The organism is Ensifer adhaerens (assembly GCF_001270265.1).
In the GTDB taxonomy this organism is placed as follows: domain Bacteria; phylum Pseudomonadota; class Alphaproteobacteria; order Rhizobiales; family Rhizobiaceae; genus Ensifer; species Ensifer adhaerens_B.
The window spans coordinates 1-20,231 of sequence record NZ_LGAP01000035.1; the positions used below are offsets into that span (position 1 = coordinate 1).

The window sequence follows — 20,231 nt, forward strand, 5'->3', positions numbered from 1 at the left end:
CCGGGAGCCTCCCACTACGAGGAGAATTACCGCCGACGCATCCTGACTAATCTCCAGCGGAGGGCAAAGTCGCTTGGGTATGTCCTACAGCCCGCGCCAACGCCCGCCTGATTGTTTCTTAGGAATGCCGCAAATATGCGGCCGACAGCGACCTTCTCCATATCGCCAAAGTCCGCTAGCGCCTCAATTGCGTGCTCGCCAGCCGACATGGCATAGCTATCCATCAGGCCGTCGGGGCGCTCTTCGAGATACTGCCTGACCATCAAGGCCAAAGCACCGAGGTTCAGGCATTCTTCCGTTGCGTCAAGCGATTAACGCAGCGGCCAGACGGCAATCAGCGTCGGCACGCTGACAATGACGATCACCACCGAGAGCGGCAGGCCGAGGCGCGGATAATCACTGAACTTGTAGCCGCCGGGGCCCATGACCAGCGTGTTGCACTGGTGGCCGATCGGGGTCAGGAAATCGCAGCCGGCACCGATCGCCACAGCCATGAGAAAGGCTTCGGGGCGGTAACCGAGCGTGGTCGCAAAACTGGCGGCGATCGGCGCCATGACCAGCACGGTCGCGGCATTGTTGAGGAACGGCGTCACCGCCATCGCCGCAAGCAGGATCAGCGTCAGCGCGCCGGCAGGCGGCAGGCCTGCGGCAACCGTGCCGAGCCAGCTGGCGATGACGTCGGTGCCCCCCGTGGTGCGGAGCGAATCGCTGACCGGGATCAGTGCTGCCAGCATCACCAGGATCGGCCCATCGACCGAGCGATAGACGTCGCGCAGCGGAATGATGCGGAAGACGACCATGGCAAGGGCTGCGGCGAAGAAGGCGATCGGGATCGGCACCAGGCCGACGGCGGTCGAGCCCATGGCGGCGGCGAGAACAAGAAGCGGCAGCGTCGCCTTGCGGATGGTGCCGAGCAGGATCTCGCGCTGGGCGAGCGGCAGGCAGCCGAAATCCTGCAGGAACGACGGCAGCTCGCGGCGCGCGCCCTGCAGCACGACGATGTCACCGGCCCTTAAGCGGATGCTGCCGAGCCGCTGCTTCAGTCGTTCGCCCTGCCGGCTGACGGCGAGCAGGTTGATGTTGTGGGTGTTGAACAGCGCCAGGCGCTGCGCGCTCATGCCTTCGAGCGGCGAGCCGCTGACGATCACCGCTTCGACAGCCTCGATCTCCGCACCGGTCTTGTCGCTCGACGACGGCGAACGGTCGCCGGAGATCTTCAGCTTGGCCTGCGAGACGATGCGGTCGAGCGCGTCCGGGCCGCCTTCGAGCAGCAGGATGTCGTCGGCCTCAAGCTTGATGTCGGGCAGCGGCGCCACATGCAGGCCGCGCCGGAAGACGGCGATGACGACCGCGCCGCCATCGCCGATCTTGACGAGGTGGCTGAGCGATTTGCCGATGACGGGAGAGCCGGCCGCGACCACCGCCTCCGAGGTATAATCGGTGATCTCGATCGCCGCCTGCACCGAGACATGCTGGCTCGTTCGCTGTGGCACCAGCCTGTAGGCAAACAGCAGGAAGACGACGCCGACGGCAGCAAGCGTGGCGCCGACGGGGGTGAAATCGAACATGGTGAAGCTCTCGCCCGTCAGTTCCTGGCGCACGCGCGAAACCACGATATTGGGCGACGTGCCGACCTGGGTCATCAGCCCGCCGATCAGCGAACCGAACGCCATCGGCATCAGGAACACCGAAGGCGTGACGCCGGAACGGCGGGCGAACTGGAAAGCGACCGGGATCATGATCGCCAGCGCGCCGATATTCTTGATGAAGGCGGAGAGGATCGTGACCGTGATGACGAGCAGCGCCAGCTGCGCCCGGACCGAGGATATATTCGGCAGAAAGCGCTGGATCGCCGCATCCACGACACCGGAGCGCGCCACCCCGGCGCTGACGATCAGCGCGCTGCCGACGATGATGACGATATCATCGCTGAAGCCGTCGAAGGCGTGATCGAAAGGCACGATGCCGACGGCAACCGAAAGCATCAGGGCGGAACAGGCAATCACGTCATATCGAAACCGCCCCCAGATGAAGAATGCCATCATGGTGCCGATGACGATAAACGCGAGTGACTGTTCGGCGGTCATGCAATACCTGTTGGGCAGAAGGACTGGGCGGTGGCACCGAGCACGCGACAGGCGCATGGGCCTAACGCGCAATCCGCGGGGAAGTTCACCCAAGGACTACCGCATGTTTCGCCAAATCGGAATTCGCCCCGGCGACAAATCTGGGTATGAGGGCGAAACGCCCCGTGGCTGGCGGGCAACCTCGGGGCCGGCCCGAACGCCAGAAGAGCCGGATCGGCAGATGCAACGATCCACAGACGGCCTTCCGCCCGCATCCCTTATAACACACGCTCAATACACAGGATTCCGGCACAAGACCGGAATGAGGGGGAACTGGATGAGCCTCTCGTCAAACGGGCATTCTCAAGATTTGTCAGCAATCTCAGGGCCGGGAGATCCCCTCTCCCGGCCCTGTCTCTGGTTGAATGCCTCCTGCGTGGCTCGCCGCGCGATCAGTTGGCGGTTTCCGCAGCCTTCTCGATGAGATCGGCGACGGCCTTGGGATTGGAGACATAGATGGCATGACTGCCGGGCACTTCGACGACGGTGGCGCCTGCGCGCTTTGCCATCATCAGCTGGGCGGCCGGCGGGATCATGCGATCCCCACCCGCAACCAGATAGTAGCTCGGCTTCGTCTTCCAGGCCGGGTCGGTCACGGCACCGGCCAGCGCTTCAACACCCCACGGAACCTGGGAATCGGCCATGAATGCAGCCGTCTCGGCATCGACGTCCGCGGCAAACGATGCGGCGAACTTTGCCTTGTCGAGGAACAGGAAGCCATCGACCGGGGGCAGGATCGGCGGCACCGGCGCGCCGGCCGGCGGGTTGGCGATCAGGGAGGAGACAGACTCGCCCTTATCCGGTGCGAAGGCGGCGATATAGACAACCGATTGGACCTTCTCATGGGTGCCGGCTTCGCTGATGACGACGCCGCCATAGGAATGGCCGACCAACACGACCGGCCCCTCACTCTTGTCGATCGCCTGCCTGGTGGCCGCAACGTCGGCAGCAAGCGACGTTGTCGTGTTCTGGACGATGCTGACGTTGTAGCCGTCCTTCTTCAGGATGTCATAGACCCCCCTCCATCCGGTGCCATCGGCGAAGGCGCCATGAACCAGAACGACATTCTTTGCCCCCGCCTCTGCGGCGAACGCGGTGGTGCCGGTAGCGGCCAATGTCAGCGATGCGGCGGCGGCAAGCAGAGTCTTCTTCAACATTTGCGCAACTCCTTAATTTGTTAGCGCGACAATCATTATCGCGATAATTATTAATTACGCCTCGCTGAACCGGCTGTCCAGCATTTTATTATCGCGATAATGGTTTTCGTGCTAAGCTGATGAAAAGCCACGGACAAAATTGGAGATGACCGATGACCACCCCGGCGCCGCTTCCACTCGACAGCCAGCTCTGCTTCTCGATCTACTCAGCTGCGATCGCCATCAATCGCGCCTACAAGCCGATGCTCGACGCACTCGGCGTGACCTATACGCAGTATCTCGCCGTCAGCGCGCTGTGGGAACAGGACGGCCTGAGCATATCGGCGATTGCCGACCGGCTCGGTTTGGAGCCGAGCACCATCACCCCCGCGGTCAAGCGGCTCGAGGCGGCGGGCTTCCTTTCAAGACGAAGAAGCACGGCCGACGAGCGGCTGGTCGAGGTCTTCCTGACTGAGAAGGGCAAGGAGCTTCACCCCAAGACCGCATGCCTCACCGACACACTGCTGCGTCGGTCCGGGTTCACCGTGCCGGAGATGATCGATCTCAACGAAAAGGTCCAGATGCTGCGCGACGGCCTGACACGGGAAGAAGAGCCGAACATCCGCGGTTAGGTCTAGGGTCAGGACCTATTAAATTCATCCATTCTGTTCAGGTCCATGGGATTGGATGGAAGGAAACAAGCGCAAGGCAAGACCCGAAGGTCTTGTCGAGCATTGTTTGCGATCAGACGGCCCATGGAGCTGAACCCGAAGGGCGAGGCGGATTTCGCGCCTGACCGCGTCGGAAAGATTTGAAAATGTTCACGCATTTCCTGCATCTTCCCTCCTTGTCAGACACGAAATCCACCACGCAGAATGAATGAATTTAATAGGTCCTGACCCTAGCTGCGCGGCGCAAGGAGGCAGTCATCACCGGCAACCGCGCACTCCCCGAACTTGGAAATTTCCTTTGGCGCGCTACACTTTAGAGAACGGTGTTGGACAAACGCCCGCGAAAGCGGGAATAAATCGCGCGCCCTGAGAGTCGCACATGGCGTCTGGCAGAAATCCATTCCGCATCCTGCATCATCGAGGATCGTCGACATGAAACACGCCCTTGCCGCCCTTACCGTCGCCCTGCTTCTCAGTGGCTGCACCACCGGCGTCCAAACCTATGGCTACTCGCCGAACCTTGAGCCCATCCCCGGCAGCATCACCTATGGCGGCCAGCCGCGCACCAAGCTGACGAAGGCGCCGGTCGGCAGCATCGTGCCGCACCAGTTCTTCGACCAGTTTGGCCGCCAGGTCTTCGAGACCTATGTGATCGAACCGGATCGTTCTTTGCGCCTGACCAGCCGGCGCTGGAGGAACATCGACGTCTTCGGTGACTTCGACTGAGCTTCACCATGCTCGCCACGACCAGCTGGGGAACCCGTCCCCCGAGCTGAGCCCTGTCGCAGCCGCGTGCTCTTTTTAACCGCGGCTATGCGGCTTCAACGATTCCCGCCCTTGAACTGCTGCAGTACCCAATCCCTAAGCACCTGCGTTGCCGGCCTCTCGGCCGCCCGCGGACTATAGACGAAATCATAGCGGTAGCTTTCGAGCGACAGCGCAAAAGGCTGGACGAGAATGCCGGAGGCGAGCTCCTCGGCAACCAGTGTCAGGCTCAAAAGTCCGATGCCCTGCCCGGCAACGACCGATTGCACCGCATGGATCTCGTCGGTGAAGGACAGGCCGCCAGCCGGGTCGATGCTGCCGACGCCGGCGCGCTCCAGCCATTGACGCCAGACGGGCGCCCGCGCGTCGTCGCGCCGGGCCGGCCCCCAATCGAAATGAACGAGCGTCGCCTCTCTCAGTGCATCAAGAGACGCCGGCACCAGCCGCGGCGCGCAGACCGGCGCGAAACGATCGGCAAAAAGCGGTTCGCAAAGCAGGCCGGGATACTGCCCGTCGCCATAGCGGATGGCCGCGTCGGCATCCGCGTCGAGGTCCACCGTCCTGTTCGAGGCATCAAGCCGCAGGTTCCAGTCCGGATGGGCATCGCGAAAGCTGCCGGCGAGCGGCGCCAGCCGCTTCGCGACGAAGGCGACGGTGGAGGTCAGCCGCGCCACATTGGTGTCGCGGTTGCGCCTGACTTCGCCGATCGCCTGCTCGAAGCGGTCGAGCCCGTCGCGCAAGACAGGAAAGAGTGTGTGCCCAGCCTGCGTCAGCCGCACCTGGCGCGTGCCGCGCTCGAACAGCTTCACCTCCAGCAACTCTTCGAGCTGGCGGATCTGATGGCTGACGGCGGTCGCCGACACGTTCAGCTCGTCGGCCGCCTGCTTGAAGCTCAGGCGGCGCGCTGCCGCTTCGAAAACCCGCAATGCGCCCAGCGGCGGCAACTTCCTCATGATCCCCTACACATGATCTGAATTCATCTGTCGGCTGAAAAATGGTCTTTTGTCAGCCGGGCAAGACCTCATCATATTGGGCTCAACAGCCAAGGCAACGATGCCGAGCTGAGAAAAACTCAAGCATAGAGGGATAAGCCCATGTTTCTCGAACAGGTCATCACCAAGCCAGATCCTTACGCGCCGTTCCTGCTGTCGCAGGCCATCAAGGCCAACGGTTTCGTGTTCGTCTCCGGTCAGGCCGCGATCGGCGACAACGGCGAAATCGTCGGCGAGGACGATTTCGACCGACAGGCCGAGCGGGCCTTCCGTAACCTCGACCGCGCCTTGACCGCCGCCGGCTCCGGCCTTTCCAAGGTGGTGAAGGTGACGATCTTCCTGCGTTCGATGGAGAACTTCGGGAAGATCGTCGAGCTGCGCCGCAAATGGTTCTCAGCGCCCTATCCCGCCGACAGCATCATCGAGGTCTCCTCGCTTTATTCGCCGAAGGCGATGATCGAGATCGAGGCGATAGCGCTGGCTGAGGATCGCTGAGATGAACGCACACAGCACTGTCACCTCGCCGGTTCTGACCGGCACGACGCTCAAAGGGCTGACTCTTGCAAACCGGCTTTCCGTCGCGCCGATGACCCGCATCAGCGCCACTATTGCCGGCGTGCCGACCGAAAGGATGGCGCGCTACTACCAGCGCTTCGCCAAGGGTGGCTTCAGTCTCCTGACCACCGAAGGCATCTATCCCGACAAGGCCTATGCGCAGACCTATAAGGACCAGCCCGGGCTTGCCGACCGGGAACAGGCGGAAGGCTGGAAAAGGATCGTCGATGCCGTGCACGCTGCGGGCGGGCGCATCTTCGCCCAACTGATGCATGGCGGCGCGCTTGCCCAGGGCAATCCCTTTCGCAGCGACACCATCGCGCCCTCGGCACTGAGGCCGAGAGGCCAGCAGATGGTCTCCTACTACGGTGCGGGCCTCTATGCCGTGCCGCGGGAGATGGACGAGGCGGATGTTGCCGAAGCGATATTAGGCTTCGCGCAGTCGGCCACACTTGCCATCGAGGTCGCCGGCTTCGACGGTATCGAGATCCATGGCGCCAACGGCTATCTCCTCGACCAGTTCTTCACCGATTACACCAACCGGCGGCAGGACCGTTGGGGCGGCGACATCGGCAAGCGGTTGGGTCTCAGTCTCGCGGTGTTGAATGCGGTGCGCAGCGCCGTCGGCGATGCGGTGCCTGTCGGCATCCGCCTGTCCCAGGGCAAGGTCAACGATAACAAGCATAAATGGACGGAGGGCGAAGAAGGCGCCGCCATCGTCTTCAAGGCACTGGCGGCCAGCCCCGCCGACTTCGTGCACCTGACCGAGTTCGAGGCCTGGCAACCGGCCTTTTCGGCGGGTGGCAGATCGCTGGTCACCCTTGCCCGCCAGCATGCGCCGGATCTGTTCGTCATCGCCAATGGCGGTCTGCACGATATGGCGCGTGCCGAGCAGGTGCTGCAGGCCGGCGCCGACATGATCGCGCTTGGCCGCGGCGCGCTCGCCAATCCCGACTGGCCGCGCATCGCCGCCGGGAAGCGCGAGGCGCGTCCGCTGGAACTGGAAATGCTGTCGCCCATCAGCGACATCAAGGACGGCGAGCTTCAGCTTTGAGACGACAAAGGGCGGCGCCACTAGGTGGCGCCGCCTCGGCCTTATGGCAATCGAAAAGGCCTGCTTTGAGCGCAGGAACATCGTCGGCATGCCCCCCCTCATCCAACGTTGGGCCGGTGCGTGTAGAGGCAACCGCGACCTCGCCCTGCCCCTACGACCCCGCCACGAAACGATAGCTGGCGCCGTTCCGCTCGGCCCGCCCGATGCCGGGATAGCTCCAGTGGTAGCCGAGCAGCGTCAGTTTCTCCGTGGCCGCCCGGTCGATCAGCGTCTTGCGGGTCTTGAGCGCCAGATCCGGCTCGGTATCGAAGCCGAAGTGCCAGTCCGGGTGCTCGAAGAAGACGATGTTGCTGGTCGCCGCATCACCTGAAATCACGAGCCCGTCGCCGCCGGCAAGCTCCAGCGAGATATGGCCCGGCGTGTGCCCGCGCGTGTCGAGCACCTGCATGCCACTCACGATCTCGTCGCCCGGCTTGACCAGCGTCAGCCGCTCCTTGACCGCGAAGAGGTCCCGCTGCGCGCCGCGGGCAAAGCCATGCAGCGCCTTCGGCATGACCTTCTCGTAGTCGGGGTTCGTCCAGAATGCCCATTCCCGTTCCGAGACGAAATATTGCGCGTTCGGAAAGGTGAGTTTGCCATCTGCCCCGACCGTGCCGCCGGCATGATCGGGATGGACGTGGGTGAAGACCACCCTGGTCACATCAGCCGGATCGATGCCCGCTGTTGCCAGATTGGCGGAAAGTTTGCCGGCGCTCGCCTGAAAGTTGCCGCCCGATCCGTTGTCGACGACGATCAGGTCGTTGCCGGTGCGGATAAACGGGATGTTGGTGTGGAAGGGCGCGCCCTCCGGCGTGCCGCCGAGCCGGCGCATGATCCCGTCGCGCTCCTCCGGTGCGGCATCCGGCAGCACGATACTGACCGGTAGCGTCAGGAAGCCGTCGCTGACGACGGCGATATCGAAATTCCCATGGGTGAAGCGGTGGGTGTCTGCGGCGTAAACGCCCTTCGGCAGCAGCGGCAATGCGGCGCCCGCCACCGAACCGGCGAGAAAGGAACGGCGGTCAAGGCTCGAGGGCTTTTCGTCAATGCGGGTCATGGATCGGTTCCTTCTGCTGTGACGGAGAACGACCGGCCGGTGGCACTTTTCGGCGGCACCGGCCGGCACCAAGAGGTTCAGGACCGGGCGAACTCGAGCAGGTCGGCGTTGAGCTGGTCCTTGTGGGTGTCGGTGATGCCATGCGGGGCGCCGGGATAGACCTTCAAGACCGCGCTTGGCACCAGTTGCTTCGAGGCGCGGGCGGCCGCATCGATCGGCACGATCTGGTCGTCGTCGCCATGGATGATCAGCGTCGGCACGTCGAACGTCTTCAGGTCCTCGGTAAAGTCGGTCTGCGAAAAGGCGACGATCGAGTCATAGGTGTTCTTGTGCCCGCCCATCATGCCCTGCAGCCAGAAACTGTCGATCATGCCCTGCGAGGCGACGGCACCCGGCCGGTTGAAGCCGAAGAACGGACCCGAGGCGATGTCGCGATAGAGCTTGGAGCGATCCTTCAGGCTGGCGGCCTGCAACCCGTCGAACACCTCCTTCGGCAGGCCGCCGGGATTGCTGTCGGTCTTGACCATCAGCGGCGGCACCGCCGAGATCAGCCCGGCCTTGGCGACGCGGCTCGTGCCATGGCGGCCGATATAGCGGGTGATCTCGCCGCCGCCGGTGGAGAAGCCGGCGAGGAAGATGTCCTTCAGGTCGAGCGCATTGATCAGGTCGGCGAGATCGTCGGCATAGTGATCCATGTCGTTGCCGTCCCAGGGCTGGGAGGAGCGGCCATGACCACGGCGGTCGTGGGTGATGACGCGGAAGCCGTTGTTGGCGAGATGGAAGGCCTGCGCCTCCCAACTGTCTGATGACAGCGGCCAGCCGTGGCTGAGCACGACCGCCGGGCCATCCCGACGCCCCCAGTCCTTGTAATAGATCTCGACGCCATCGCGAGTGATGATGCGGCTGCCCATAACTGTTACTCCCAGAGTGTTGGTTGCGGCGGTTGTGTTGGCGGGTGTGGTTTCGGCTTTCGCCGGACGAACGGCCGGAACGGCAGCGGCGGTCGCCGCAGCGCCAAAGGCGGCCGAAAGAACTGTACGGCGCGAAAGGCCAGTGGAAACTGCTTTTGCTTCAATCATTGTCCTGCCCTCTTCCATCTCGGTTGACCGGCGATCTCCGCTCCGGAGCGCTGGTTGAATTGATAGAATGACCGGCCTAACCTCTCGACCGGCAAAGCTGACAACGATGGGGGCAGAAGTGACAAAACCACTCGAAAGCGAACCGGCGGAGATCGGCATCGTCGTCTATCCGCGGGCGCTGAAGTCGGCTGTCCATGGGCTGACGGACATGTTTCAGGTGGCTGGCATGCAGGCGACAGAACAGGGCGGCGCCAACGCACCGCGGATCCGCATCACCCACTGGCAGCTTCAGGAGGATGGCTCGGTCGAAAGGACGCTCGACACCCATCCCGGCCCCTCCTCCGGTCTCGTCGCGCTGATCCTGCCGCCGACACTGGCGGAGCTGCCGGTCGGCGGGCGCATGGGCCAGCTGCCCGCCTTCGTGCGCGAACAACATGCCGGCGGCACCACCATCTGCTCGGTCTGCGGCGGCGCCTATCTGCTGGCGGAATCCGGGCTTGCCGCCGGCCGCACCATCACCACCCATTGGTCGCACCAGGACCTGATCGCCGATCGCTATCGCGATGTGCGCATCGACACCGACAAGCTGCTGATCGACGAAGGCGATATCATCACCGCCGGCGGCATGATGGCCTGGATCGATCTGGGATTGAAACTCGTCGACCGGTTCCTCGGAACCAACGTGATGCTGGCAACCGCCCGTTTCATGATCATCGATCCCGGCGCCCGTGAGCAGAGCTACTACAGCGTCTTTGCGCCGAAGCTCGACCATGGCGACAGCACCATCCTGAAGATCCAGCACTGGCTGCACGGCGCCAACACCAAGGGCGTAACGCTGCAGATGATGGCCGAGCGCGCCGGGCTCGGCGACCGCACCTTTCTCAGGCGCTTCCAGAAGGCGACCGGCTTCAACCCGACGGAATATTGCCAGCGGCTGAGGATCGCCAAATCGCGCGACCTGCTTGAGCGCTCGCACCTGTCGATCGAGCAGGTGGCCTGGCAGAGCGGCTACGACGATACCAACGCCTATCGCAAGATCTTCCGCAAGATCCTCGGCCTGTCGCCGCGGGAGTACCGGTTGCGCTTCTCGGTGTCGGACGGCACGCGCCGCCCGGCCATGGCGGGCCTTGCCTCCGCTGTACCCGCCTGATCAGCCTGAAACCAACGACGGCAACCTTTCCGCGCGCCGTTAATCGGCGCTCGGCTTTCGCCCCAGGATCTGCCGCCTGCCGCTCTTTAAAAATGGCTGCACCAACTGGCCGATAAAGCTGCGCGATACTTTGCCGATGATGCCGATATCGGCAGAAGACGGCCGGTCGGGATTGAAGTAGGTGCCGAACAGCTGATCCCAGAGCACGATGTTTTCACCGTTGCTGTTGGCCGTTGCCGGAAATGCGCTAATCCTCGTCTTGCGGATAGTACCGCTCCATCAGCTCGTCGCAGGTGCGGGCGTGGCCATCGCTGAAACGACCGTCGGCGCAGATCCTCCGCCGCCGCTCGGCCCAGCTCACCCCTTCCCGATGCCTTCGCCAAACGGGGTCGCCGCCGCTCTCTTCGAAGCGGCTGTGTTCCATCTGGGACGGCACCCCGAACAGGTGACATGCCAGCAGACCGATTCTGAGAAGACACATGGGATGACGCCAATCCTCATTGTTGGAGCATTGGCGGCAAACTCGACTGATTTCATTACACCAGCATTGCACTGACCCACGCTGCCGGTTTCGCCCGTGCATGCCTTGCCGTTGGCCCGACCTGCCCTTCGAGCATGGCGATTGCGGTTCAGGCGCTGGCCATCACCCGACAGGGACGCGATCAGGCATCGTCGATCGCGACGGCCCGCCCTAGCACATGTCGCGCAAAAGCGCGCAGCGGCTTTTCGATAAAGACATACATAAAAACAATAGCTTAAGGTGCTTTGAGCGAATCTGAAGGATCGTGCAGCGCTTTAGATCCAGCGGTCGATCTGCGCCGTGCGCTCGCCACCGGCATGGCCGGTGTTGAGAACGCCACGCGGTTCGATCAGCAGCAACCGCACCTCGCTCTCTGCGAACGGCTTGTGCTCGACGCCCCGGGGCACGACGAACATCTCGCCCGGGCCAAGCCGCACGGCGCCATCGCGGAAATCGATCCGCAGCACACCGTCGAGCACGATGAACGTCTCGTCGCTCTCCGGATGGTCGTGCCAGATGAAATCGCCCTCGATGCGCACCAGCTTGAACTGGTAGTCGTTCATCTCGGCGACCACGCGCGGTTGCCACAGTTCCGCAATCATCTCCAGCTTCTCGGAAAAATTGATTGCCTTGCGATCGATCGTCTCGATGCTATCCGTCATGTCGTTCCTCCTGTCGATGGAGCGCCAGCATGCATAAAGCACAGATGCAGATCTTGAACGATCGTGCGCGTGGCGGTTCGGTGTTTGCGCAAACACGCGCCGCAGGAATGGCTCACATCGCTCGGCGACCGGCGCAGGCGAATATTTCCGTATTGCCCCGTATCTCGACTGATGTATCCTCTCCTCTTTCGGCATTGGCTATGAACGTCCATGAAGGAGGTTCTAATGCATGATCTCCCGCAGGCTTCGGGCAGAGAATTGAGTCCGGATGACATCGAAATGCTGCAGCGGGTATTCGACGCGACCTGCTTTGCCGCACGCGTCCCACGCCGCGGCGAGCGCGCCAACCGGCTGGCCAAGTTCATCATGGATGAATTTCGTCTCGGCAACGGCGACGAGCGCCGGCTGCTCGAATGCGCGCTGTGGCGCGAACGGCGCAGGATACCGCCTAAGACAGAAGAGATGGAAACGGTCGACATCTGGGTCGCCCGACCCGCTCGGCGCAGCCCGCATCACCGCTGAGGCGGTGACAAAAAAATGCGGCCTCTCCGTGGATAAACGAGACCGCATTCAAGATAATGTGTAATAGCGCATTCTATTCCGATCTCGCTCGCAGAACCACAACTGCAACGGGCCGTGTGTGGCTATTTCTGGCCTACCGCAGAAAATTCTCGACAACCGTCAGTCGCGAGGCTGCCTCCGCAGACGGATTTTCACCGAACACAAGGCGACGCGTGCTGTGCAGGCGCCTCCGCTGCACCGCCTGATGCCGCACCCATGATCTCAGGCCGTAATCGCCCTCCAGCAAATCACTGCGCCATCCTCCGCATCCGCGCGCTGCGCCTACTGCATGTTTCCTTAAATCGTAGCCGATTTAAGGACAAAAACATGCAGCAATTCAAAGTGCTACAGCGACCTTTGCGCGTCTGATAAGACGCGCGGCGCTGTAGCCTCCCACCCCGGAGGCGCGGTGACGAAGGGTCCGCCGTCCGGCCCTGCTGCGCCGCGGGCAAGATGGCGCTCCGCGCATCGAGAGCAGGGTCTGAACGCATTTTGAGACGGAATTTTCAGTGCAGTGGAACCACCGTTCGCATCGTGAATTTATCCTCCAGAACGGGAGGTTCATTATGTTTGCGTCAGACACGAAAGGACAGTTCGGCCGAGTCGTCAAAAACTGGAACACTCGATACGATCTGGAGGAGTTTATCGCCGCCTCCGGCCTACCGCCGCTGGAGGCCCGTGAGGTTTTCGCGAAGCACGGACCGTATAAGACGGACCTCGACCAGCTAATACGTCAGCGCGCGCCGATACGAGCCGACAAGGCAAAGTAAGAACCGCCGCAGTCGCCCATGGGAGGTTCAAATGCAGCATCATTCCAAGCGTCTGGACTGTGCGTTCAGCCCGGCTGAGATCGCCATGCTCCAGCGTGTCCTCAATACCGCCTGCCTTGCCGCAAGGATGCAACGCACCGACTATCGCGCCGATCGCCTGGCGAAATTCATCATCGGCGAATTTCGCTGCGGCACGCGTGACGAGGCAGCCCTGTGCGAGCGGGCTTTGTGGTTCGAGCGCAGAAGCGCGCCATGGTCGGTGGCACCCGACCAGTGATGCGGTCGAAGCAGCAAGGACGATCGGCGCCGGCACGAATTGCAGGCGGTTCGCCTGCCGGCTCACCGTTATCAGCATCACGACGTGCAAAAGAGGCCGGGGTTGCAAAGCAACCCCGGCCGCACCTATCCTATTGTATGGTAATCGCCTTTCGGCCTATCAAGACGTCAAACCGCCCTTGCCTGACCAGCCGCGCAAATGCAGCCTCCCCACACAGGCAAAGGCCAGGGACCGTCACAAGATTGGTTCGCTCACTCAGGACATGTTATAAACGCTCATGACCCAAACAGAAGAAGACCTCGAGCTTTCGGAATTGTCCGGCGAGTTTGCCGACGACGACGTCGTCGTCCATATCCGCATATCACGCCCGACGGGCTCCAATCTCGACTGGACGCTCGAGGTAATCGACGAGGAAGGCTACTCCACCGTATGGGAAGATTCCTTCCCCACGGACCGAGAAGCCTATGAAGAGTTCCTCGCCACCATCGAACGCGACGGCATCCACACCTTCACGGAACACCCGGTCCAGACGCTTCACTAGGCTGCGCGTAGGTTGGGCCAGTCCCGATCGAACCACTCGGCTACTCATCTCGCCCGTTGACACCGTCCGGCCAAGGCGAACCAGTGCCCGCGGACGCCGCCGTCACCCCTTGCCGATAATGACCAATACGATCCGCCTTATCGCCTCCGCGAAGCTGACACCCAACGCCATCGCTGCAATACCGGTGACGCCGAGCGCGCCGATCCCCATCGCTTCACGTCGTGCTTATGCTGTACCAAAATCGAATATCAAAACGGCTGTCTCGTTGAACACTCAGTTTCAGAGACGTCACTAACCTCATGAGTTTTAATAACGAGGTCAGAACGAGGGTAGGTTTCAACAACGACAAAGCCCATTCTCTGACAGGCTGCGACGCACCGCGTCACATTTGGAGGCGGGCTCTTATCTTGTCCGAGAATGCCCACTCCATAAGTTCCACTTGAGCATTCAGCGGTTGCGCGATCGGAAGCTCGATGCATTATGACGCTGTCGAACGTCTCCCCCACACAACCGGCTAACGTGATCACCGATGCACTAACGATTACAAAACTAATCCCCCTCATTGAACAGTCCCGCCTCATTTTAAAGCCATTTTCAGATTTGCGTGTTATGCCGCTTTGAGCTTTCCATTCTCTGAATCCGCCACGTAGTGTTACGAATTCTCGTATCTACCCCTTCCCTATGATGACGAACACAATCCGCCTTATCGCCTCGGCGAAGCTCACTCCGAGCGCCATGGCGGCGATGCCGGTAACGCCGAGTGCGCCGATGCCCATCAGCTTCCAGCGCTTGACGTCGTCGGTGACGGGCTTCATTTCCGCCACGTCACCACCGAGCGTGGAAACGGAGGTCTCCAGATCGCCGACACGATCAACCAGCTGATCCATGCGTTGATGGACGCCGGCCCGGCTGCTCGTCGCCTTGTCTTCGGCACGCTGCGCGCCCTCCTCGATCCGGCGGATCGATTCCTGCAGGCCGCGCATGCCCGCGACCAGTTCGCCGAGTTGGCGATGCACGCTGACGTCGATGTCAGCGGGAGACATTCTGACGCCCTCCATGCCGTGCGCAGTCCGCCTTTGACCAGACAGCCGCCGCGCACAGTCCGACGACTGTCCTGTCTATCTTGCGTTGGTCTACCGGCGTCGCGCCGCGCGCGCCGACAAGGTCGACGCCGACGACGCTTTTAAGGCCGATGGCATTTTCCGGCCCCGAAATCCCACAGCCCGCCAGCATCAAGACAGGAATCGTAATCAAGGCGCTTCTCCTGAGCGCGGTTCGCAGCGTCATTGTTCTGCCTTTCGATCGCGTGAAGAACGGACCGGGCGCCATCCGCCCGGATCTCGAGCACGGCCCAGGTGATGGCAGCGAGCATAAGCCCGCCGAAAAGGATCTTCGGCCAGGCGATCATGCCGGATCGAGCCGCTTGCGAAGGAAGAGGAAGGCGCCGATGGCGAAGGCAACGGCAATGATGCCGGCAAATGCCCATTGCAGCGGGCCACTGCCCGTAAACGCGAAGCCGAGCGAGGAAAGAATGCCGGCGAGCCACGAGATGTTCTCCTTGCTCACCACTTCGGGCGGATTCGGCGCGGCGGTAACGGTGTTGGAGGCAACGAACTCGCCCTTGGCCCAAAGCCCGGCTTCAGCAGACCGGCGATTGACCAGTCCCTTCACCCGCCTGCCGCCGGCATTGACCCATTTCATCAGCTCCAGCGGCACGGCGTCGTAGTCACCGGCATTCAGCCTTTTGAGCAACGTTGATTTGCCGAGCCTGCCGGTGTTGAAATCGAAGGAGACAAGCACGGCGAACTGGTTGTCGGTAAGCGGCACCTTGACGAGGCGCGACACCCGCTCTTCGAATGTCGCCAAGTCCGTCCTCAAGATTTCCTCTGCCTGCGCCTCGGTGATCGCCATTCCCGGCTTCACCATCGGAGCGCCCGCAGCGCTGGTGTGGCCATAACCGATGGTCCAGATGCCGGCGATGTCCCGATAGGTCTTCGTCTTCAGGCCTTCCCACTGTTTGACGAGCGAAAGGCCCGCCACATTGATGCGTCGGTTCATGTTCATGTCGTTTGTCCTGTTTAGATTGGGAACCAGAAGCAACGGTAATGCGTTGCTAGGCGATCAAAGGGGAGATTTCGCCATGATGGATGCCGCATTCGTGAAGATGACCGCACTGGCCATCGTGCTTGTCAGCTGTGTCGTTATGGTACAGCCCTACTGACACGCCGGAGCTCGTAGGCAATACCTTTACAGCGCCGCGCGTCAAATATGACGCGCAAAGGACGCTGTAACGCTTTGGACTTGCTGCATAAGTTTCTCCTTAAATCGGATCCGATTTAAGGAATTATGCAGTCGCGCGCGCCGCGCTTCGCGCAGGCGCCATGGGCAGCCGTGTTCGATTGGATGGTGGGTAGAAGCCGTCCGTCTAGAGCATTTCCAGGAAAAGTGCGAAGCGGTTTTCCGTCAGGAAATGCTTAAAAACAAAGAGATAGAGCGTTTCCGCGACTCCGTCTAAACCGGAAACGCTCTAGGAAACGGACGGCGGCTTTGGTGGCGACAACGAACCCAACAGCTTCTTGAGACTTTCGCTGTCGGCGAGGTGTTCTTTCTCGCCGCGGTCGTCGCTACATCTCGAGCGCAGGCCACGCAGAAACAGGGCGACATCGGAGAGTTCGCCGACCTCCACGCGCACCTGCGCCTCGATCGTCCTGTAGATTTCGTCCAGCGCCGATGCTTCATCAGCGTCGACGGAGGCGGAAAGGGCCGAAACCCTCATCTTGAAGTCGTCCAACAACCCGTCGAACTCGCTCGCGTCGCGCGCGGCTTTCGCCTCCAGGCTTGCAATCAGCATGTCGAGAATATCCAGGTGCCTGCGCTCCACCGACTGCATGTCGAAGGCCGCGCGCAGGTCCTTGCGGGTGCGTTCGCCCTTGCGCAGATGCGCCTTGAGGCGCACGCCGTTCTCCGCGCAACGCTTCCTGATTTCATCGATGGAGAACTGCCCCTCTGCCAATTGGTCGAGAAAGGGCCGGATAAGCGCCGGCGGTACCGTGACATTCAGTGCGGCCGAATAGAGGGCCAGGTCGATCGAAGCATCCGGCATGCGCTACCTCCGCCTCATATGAGCCACATGACGCCAGACTAGCAGCATACAGAATGCGGAAGCATAGTTTTGTCGACAATGCTTTCCTATTTGTTAAGCAGAATCGCCGATCGTCCGCGTCACGATATAAAAGTCGGCGGAACAAGACGATGAGCTACGATTGGACCGGCGCACGCCGTCGCCGCATCACAGTGGCTATATACGGAGCCGCCCTCCTGATGGTCACGCTTCTGGCAATGCTTGCGATCAGAATGGTGTGGATCTGATAGGGTACGGCTTGGAGCAGGCGCTCCAGGGACACCCACGCTATCCGCCTTTTGACGAGTTGGGCCGCCACAAGCTTGCTCGTTCGGTCAGTTGCCACCAAAAGGTTAAGCTTGCCCTCGGGCGCCTGCACTTCGGCGATAGCGATGTGAAGGAAGCCGATGGGATAGCGTTTGAACCTTTGGCATTTCGGCTTGTCGCCATCCACCCCCGGCAAGCGGCAAATGCCGAGCCGCTGTAGACACCGACGCAGCGCCAACCGTCAGATGCAGGATCATCGAATGCAGCGCAGAGAGGCAGTCATCCAGCAGCGAAGCGCATGCCGCCGCAATATGCAGCAACGACCGTCGCCTCCTCAGCCTCGCTCAGGACCGATGACCTTGGCCCTTCAGCCCAGTCTTGAGATCATTAACCGAAGCCCGCTTGCGCCATTTGGCGCCTGTCTTGATGTTGATGCCATGCTGCCTGCTCTGCGCCACGATCGTTGTATCGCAGCTCGGACCGCGTGGGTGGTCGTGGAGCAACCGTGACGAACCTGCCCCATGGCGCTTCCCTCCATTCCGGCGAAAGGGTCGCACCATCAAACCGCGTGAGCTACAGTTGCATTGCAGCACGCCACATGGCGTCAATCTGCATATCAGTCAAATTGAGCGCGGCGCCAACGGTCGCGATCAGCGGATGCATGCGGCTGAAGGTGGTCGCATACTCCCACTCGATTTGTGCCTTCTCCTTTTCGGGGCCGGGAGGCATAGCCTCGATGGTCACTGTCACAGACGAAAGGGATATGCCGTGGCCGACGAGGCCAAGCCGAAGTTGGCGGGCCGTCAGGGGCGGCATTTGCGCCCGAAGCTCCTCTAAGGTCGGCGGCGGGGGCGGAGCGTATGCGCCAATCGGAAATTCCGGATGATCTTCGATCCAATCCTTCAATACGGGACTGAGACCGTGCGGGTCATCCGGAGAATATCCGTGTTCGACTGGGTATTCAACGCCACTGATTTTGATAATTCCTTTGACGTTGAACATCGTATTCGATGACGTTCGAGTGATGTTCTCAATTGATACAATTTCAATCATTTGTATTCCCTTATGCAATGCGCTGCATCAACATTATGTTATTTCCGCTGCTGTATTGAAACGCACCACGTCCAACCCATGTACCTGCCAATTGCGCGCCAGCAGAAGTGTTGATAGTAAAACCACTGGTCGCGGAAGTCAGAATGTAAACAGCATTACCAGCATTGCGGTTTACTTGCGCTCCACCCCCATACGCTAGAATAATTGTGCCGATTGGATAGTTGGTTAATAGGTGGTCGCCGCCTTTGTAGATTTGAGCCAAGTCAATGGCGTGATAGCCATCAACGGTATCGGCGTTGCCCGAGCTGCCCGCGTAACCGGCCGAATTGGCGTAGTTCACGCTGAAATTGGAAGGGCTGTAGACGTACATGTTGGCGCCATCGTTACCGCCCCAGAGCCACGACGGCTGACCACCCTGACCACTCCAATTGAAGTTGAGATCGCCGCCGCCAACACGCCGAGGATAGGCGCGGCCATCGGTGGTGATCTTGGAATTGAGGACGGTAGAGAGATATGCCCCGGCCCACTGCATATAGATGTTGCCATCCGTCTGGAACCGGGATGCGCCGCCAAGAACGATGTCACCATTGTAGCCTAACTCGGCCGTGGCGCCGCCGATATAGAGGTCTCGACACCAAGCCCCAGAAGAATTAAACATGCTGATGATCATGGCGTCGGCCGCCTGATCGTGGCGAACGATGCCGCGCGGAACACCGGCAGCCGAGCGGAAATAGAGACGCCGGTCGCCGGCGCCGTCGATGAGCATGTCGCCAAGAGCCTGCACAAAGCTGGTGCTCTTCATCCCCTGAATAGTGGCGCTGCCGGTATAGGTAACCGTGGCGGCGGAAACCGTCAGCGTACCAAGTCCCACGCCAGCTGCGCCGCCGCTGGCAATGAGCCGCACATCATAATCGTTGACGTTGGCTGAGGAATGGAAGTCGAGGAACGGCGTGTTCGAGACGCCCTGCGGGCCGAGCTCAATCCCGTTGCTGGCCCCGGTGACGGATACAGTCGTCTGAAACGTGGTGGCGCCGGTGAACGTCTTTCCGCCCATCGTCGTCGGCAACCGCGCGTCACTGACGGTACCGGCCGTCAGGTTCGACGCATTGTTTGCTCCGAGCGTCGCGCGTGCCGTTACCGCGTCCCCATCGTCCAGCACGGTTTTCATGAAATCCGAAACGCCGAGGGTGGTCAGCGCAGTTGCCGCGTCCGCGTCATCAAGCAGCGTTCGAGCAAACGGCGTCAGCGCCGTCGTGGCATACGCGTCCAACGCGGTCGTGTAGATCATTTGATCAGCGACGGTCACCAGACCGGCGATCGACTGCAAGCCTGCATCATACGCCTGCACGTTGGTTCCGATCTCGACGCCGAGCGCTGTTCGGGCGCCGCTCGCCGACGTCGCGCCGGTACCGCCGGCCGTGACCGGGCGTGCCGCATTGGCATCCGCCGCCAAGTCGTCGATCAGCGTGTTGTAAGGCACGCTCTGGATGGTCGTGTTCGGCACGCCTTTGGTGCCGGCGGGGGGCGAGTAGACGCCGCCTGTTCTGGGCATGGGTTTTCTCCGTAGAAGCACCCCTTTCAGGGGCCTGCCAAGTCGTTTGATTGTTGGGTAGATGGGCCGCGGCGCTGCCCGGTAGTGCAGAGAGCACTGGAATCTCTGCTTGCTGCATCACATCCCCGTTGGCTGGAAATACCGGCGACCGGGTCGGAGATCGGATCGAAAGCCGGCTGTCGGCCCTGCCGGCATCTCGCGCTGCCTCGCATGTGGCCCGCAGACACGATGTCTGCGCGGACGGCCGGTCACGTCAAATGCCTCCGCCGGCGACAGGATGCGA

24 protein-coding genes are annotated in these 20,231 nt (G+C 61.5%); 9 read left to right on the top strand and 15 right to left on the bottom strand.

The genetic code is table 11. The annotated features are described in order from the left end of the window. Window positions 1–311: 311 nt before the first annotated feature. The gene (locus tag AC244_RS30265; protein ID WP_053252538.1) at window positions 312–2,087 is read right to left on the bottom strand and encodes an SLC13 family permease; all 1,776 of its coding nucleotides are present in this window, start codon (window positions 2,085–2,087) and stop codon (window positions 312–314) included. Between the two features lie 431 nt (window positions 2,088–2,518). Next, window positions 2,519–3,283, bottom strand: a complete 765-nt coding sequence (locus tag AC244_RS30270) for an alpha/beta fold hydrolase (protein ID WP_082367272.1) — start codon at window positions 3,281–3,283, stop codon at window positions 2,519–2,521. 152 nt (window positions 3,284–3,435) lie between these two features. Between AC244_RS30270 and AC244_RS30275 the strand changes: the two genes are divergently transcribed. Both AC244_RS30275 and AC244_RS30280 read left to right on the top strand, forming a co-directional pair. Further along, window positions 3,436–3,894 (top strand): MarR family winged helix-turn-helix transcriptional regulator, encoded by a 459-nt coding sequence (locus tag AC244_RS30275; RefSeq protein WP_053252539.1) that lies wholly within the window; start codon window positions 3,436–3,438, stop codon window positions 3,892–3,894. Window positions 3,895–4,365: 471 nt separating this feature from the next. Further along, the gene (locus AC244_RS30280; RefSeq protein WP_053252540.1) at window positions 4,366–4,659 is read left to right on the top strand and encodes a hypothetical protein; all 294 of its coding nucleotides are present in this window, start codon (window positions 4,366–4,368) and stop codon (window positions 4,657–4,659) included. A gap of 95 nt (window positions 4,660–4,754) precedes the next feature. Here the strand turns inward: AC244_RS30280 and AC244_RS30285 are convergent, their stop codons facing one another. Next, window positions 4,755–5,651: a LysR substrate-binding domain-containing protein gene (locus AC244_RS30285; RefSeq protein ID WP_053252541.1), complete on the bottom strand. Its 897-nt coding sequence runs from the start codon at window positions 5,649–5,651 to the stop codon at window positions 4,755–4,757. 141 nt (window positions 5,652–5,792) lie between these two features. On the opposite strand from AC244_RS30285, the gene AC244_RS30290 reads away from it, so the two are divergent. Both AC244_RS30290 and AC244_RS30295 read left to right on the top strand, forming a co-directional pair. Next, window positions 5,793–6,185, top strand: coding sequence for a RidA family protein (locus AC244_RS30290; protein ID WP_053252542.1), 393 nt, complete (start codon window positions 5,793–5,795; stop codon window positions 6,183–6,185). A 1-nt stretch (window position 6,186) separates the two neighbouring features. Then, window positions 6,187–7,299, top strand: coding sequence for an NADH:flavin oxidoreductase (locus tag AC244_RS30295; RefSeq protein WP_053252543.1), 1,113 nt, complete (start codon window positions 6,187–6,189; stop codon window positions 7,297–7,299). Between the two features lie 151 nt (window positions 7,300–7,450). Here AC244_RS30295 and AC244_RS30300 read toward each other — a convergent pair whose 3' ends face one another. Together AC244_RS30300 and AC244_RS30305 are read right to left on the bottom strand one after the other, a co-directional pair. Beyond that, window positions 7,451–8,395, bottom strand: coding sequence for an MBL fold metallo-hydrolase (locus AC244_RS30300; RefSeq protein WP_053252544.1), 945 nt, complete (start codon window positions 8,393–8,395; stop codon window positions 7,451–7,453). A gap of 77 nt (window positions 8,396–8,472) precedes the next feature. Beyond that, a complete protein-coding gene (locus AC244_RS30305) occupies window positions 8,473–9,474 on the bottom strand; it encodes an alpha/beta fold hydrolase (RefSeq protein ID WP_053252545.1) in 1,002 nt (333 codons plus the stop codon). A 118-nt stretch (window positions 9,475–9,592) separates the two neighbouring features. On the opposite strand from AC244_RS30305, the gene AC244_RS30310 reads away from it, so the two are divergent. Next, the gene (locus AC244_RS30310) at window positions 9,593–10,624 is read left to right on the top strand and encodes a GlxA family transcriptional regulator (RefSeq protein ID WP_234717071.1); all 1,032 of its coding nucleotides are present in this window, start codon (window positions 9,593–9,595) and stop codon (window positions 10,622–10,624) included. Between the two features lie 39 nt (window positions 10,625–10,663). Here the strand turns inward: AC244_RS30310 and AC244_RS35870 are convergent, their stop codons facing one another. The 3 genes from AC244_RS35870 to AC244_RS30320 all read right to left on the bottom strand — a co-directional run bounded on the left by AC244_RS35870 (window position 10,664) and on the right by AC244_RS30320 (window position 11,806). Continuing rightward, complete coding sequence (locus tag AC244_RS35870) at window positions 10,664–10,831, bottom strand: hypothetical protein (RefSeq protein WP_414735968.1); 168 nt, start codon at window positions 10,829–10,831, stop codon at window positions 10,664–10,666. A gap of 40 nt (window positions 10,832–10,871) precedes the next feature. Then, window positions 10,872–11,105 (bottom strand): hypothetical protein, encoded by a 234-nt coding sequence (locus tag AC244_RS30315; RefSeq protein WP_053252547.1) that lies wholly within the window; start codon window positions 11,103–11,105, stop codon window positions 10,872–10,874. A 314-nt stretch (window positions 11,106–11,419) separates the two neighbouring features. Then, a complete protein-coding gene (locus AC244_RS30320; protein ID WP_053252548.1) occupies window positions 11,420–11,806 on the bottom strand; it encodes a cupin domain-containing protein in 387 nt (128 codons plus the stop codon). A gap of 29 nt (window positions 11,807–11,835) precedes the next feature. Here AC244_RS30320 and AC244_RS36890 point away from each other — a divergent pair, with 29 nt between their 5' ends. The 4 genes from AC244_RS36890 to AC244_RS30340 all read left to right on the top strand — a co-directional run bounded on the left by AC244_RS36890 (window position 11,836) and on the right by AC244_RS30340 (window position 13,955). Further along, window positions 11,836–12,039, top strand: coding sequence for a hypothetical protein (locus AC244_RS36890; RefSeq protein ID WP_152976174.1), 204 nt, complete (start codon window positions 11,836–11,838; stop codon window positions 12,037–12,039). Further along, a complete protein-coding gene (locus tag AC244_RS30325; protein ID WP_053252549.1) occupies window positions 12,032–12,328 on the top strand; it encodes a hypothetical protein in 297 nt (98 codons plus the stop codon). Before AC244_RS36890 ends, AC244_RS30325 begins: the two co-directional genes overlap by 8 nt. A gap of 840 nt (window positions 12,329–13,168) precedes the next feature. Then, a complete protein-coding gene (locus AC244_RS30335; RefSeq protein WP_053252551.1) occupies window positions 13,169–13,414 on the top strand; it encodes a hypothetical protein in 246 nt (81 codons plus the stop codon). A 277-nt stretch (window positions 13,415–13,691) separates the two neighbouring features. Beyond that, entirely contained in the window at window positions 13,692–13,955 is a 264-nt protein-coding gene (locus AC244_RS30340; protein ID WP_053252552.1) for a hypothetical protein, read from the top strand. Between the two features lie 102 nt (window positions 13,956–14,057). Here the strand turns inward: AC244_RS30340 and AC244_RS38970 are convergent, their stop codons facing one another. The 7 genes from AC244_RS38970 to AC244_RS38395 form a co-directional block, all read right to left on the bottom strand. After that, the gene (locus AC244_RS38970; RefSeq protein WP_082367273.1) at window positions 14,058–14,165 is read right to left on the bottom strand and encodes a DUF1515 family protein; all 108 of its coding nucleotides are present in this window, start codon (window positions 14,163–14,165) and stop codon (window positions 14,058–14,060) included. A 458-nt stretch (window positions 14,166–14,623) separates the two neighbouring features. Then, on the bottom strand, window positions 14,624–14,998 hold the full coding sequence (locus AC244_RS30345) for a DUF1515 family protein (protein WP_053252553.1): 375 nt from the start codon (window positions 14,996–14,998) through the stop codon (window positions 14,624–14,626). Beyond that, window positions 14,985–15,242 (bottom strand): hypothetical protein, encoded by a 258-nt coding sequence (locus AC244_RS35880; RefSeq protein WP_082367274.1) that lies wholly within the window; start codon window positions 15,240–15,242, stop codon window positions 14,985–14,987. The genes AC244_RS30345 and AC244_RS35880 overlap by 14 nt, the downstream gene beginning before the upstream one ends. Window positions 15,243–15,359: 117 nt before the next feature. Beyond that, the gene (locus tag AC244_RS30355; RefSeq protein ID WP_053252605.1) at window positions 15,360–16,013 is read right to left on the bottom strand and encodes a lysozyme; all 654 of its coding nucleotides are present in this window, start codon (window positions 16,011–16,013) and stop codon (window positions 15,360–15,362) included. A gap of 469 nt (window positions 16,014–16,482) precedes the next feature. Then, window positions 16,483–17,058 carry a hypothetical protein gene (locus AC244_RS30360; RefSeq protein ID WP_053252555.1) on the bottom strand — a complete coding sequence of 192 codons (576 nt, stop codon included), beginning with the start codon at window positions 17,056–17,058 and terminating at the stop codon, window positions 16,483–16,485. A gap of 858 nt (window positions 17,059–17,916) precedes the next feature. Further along, window positions 17,917–18,396, bottom strand: a complete 480-nt coding sequence (locus AC244_RS30370) for a hypothetical protein (protein ID WP_053252556.1) — start codon at window positions 18,394–18,396, stop codon at window positions 17,917–17,919. 10 nt (window positions 18,397–18,406) lie between these two features. After that, entirely contained in the window at window positions 18,407–19,948 is a 1,542-nt protein-coding gene (locus AC244_RS38395) for a hypothetical protein (protein WP_234717072.1), read from the bottom strand. Window positions 19,949–20,231 lie beyond the last annotated feature (283 nt).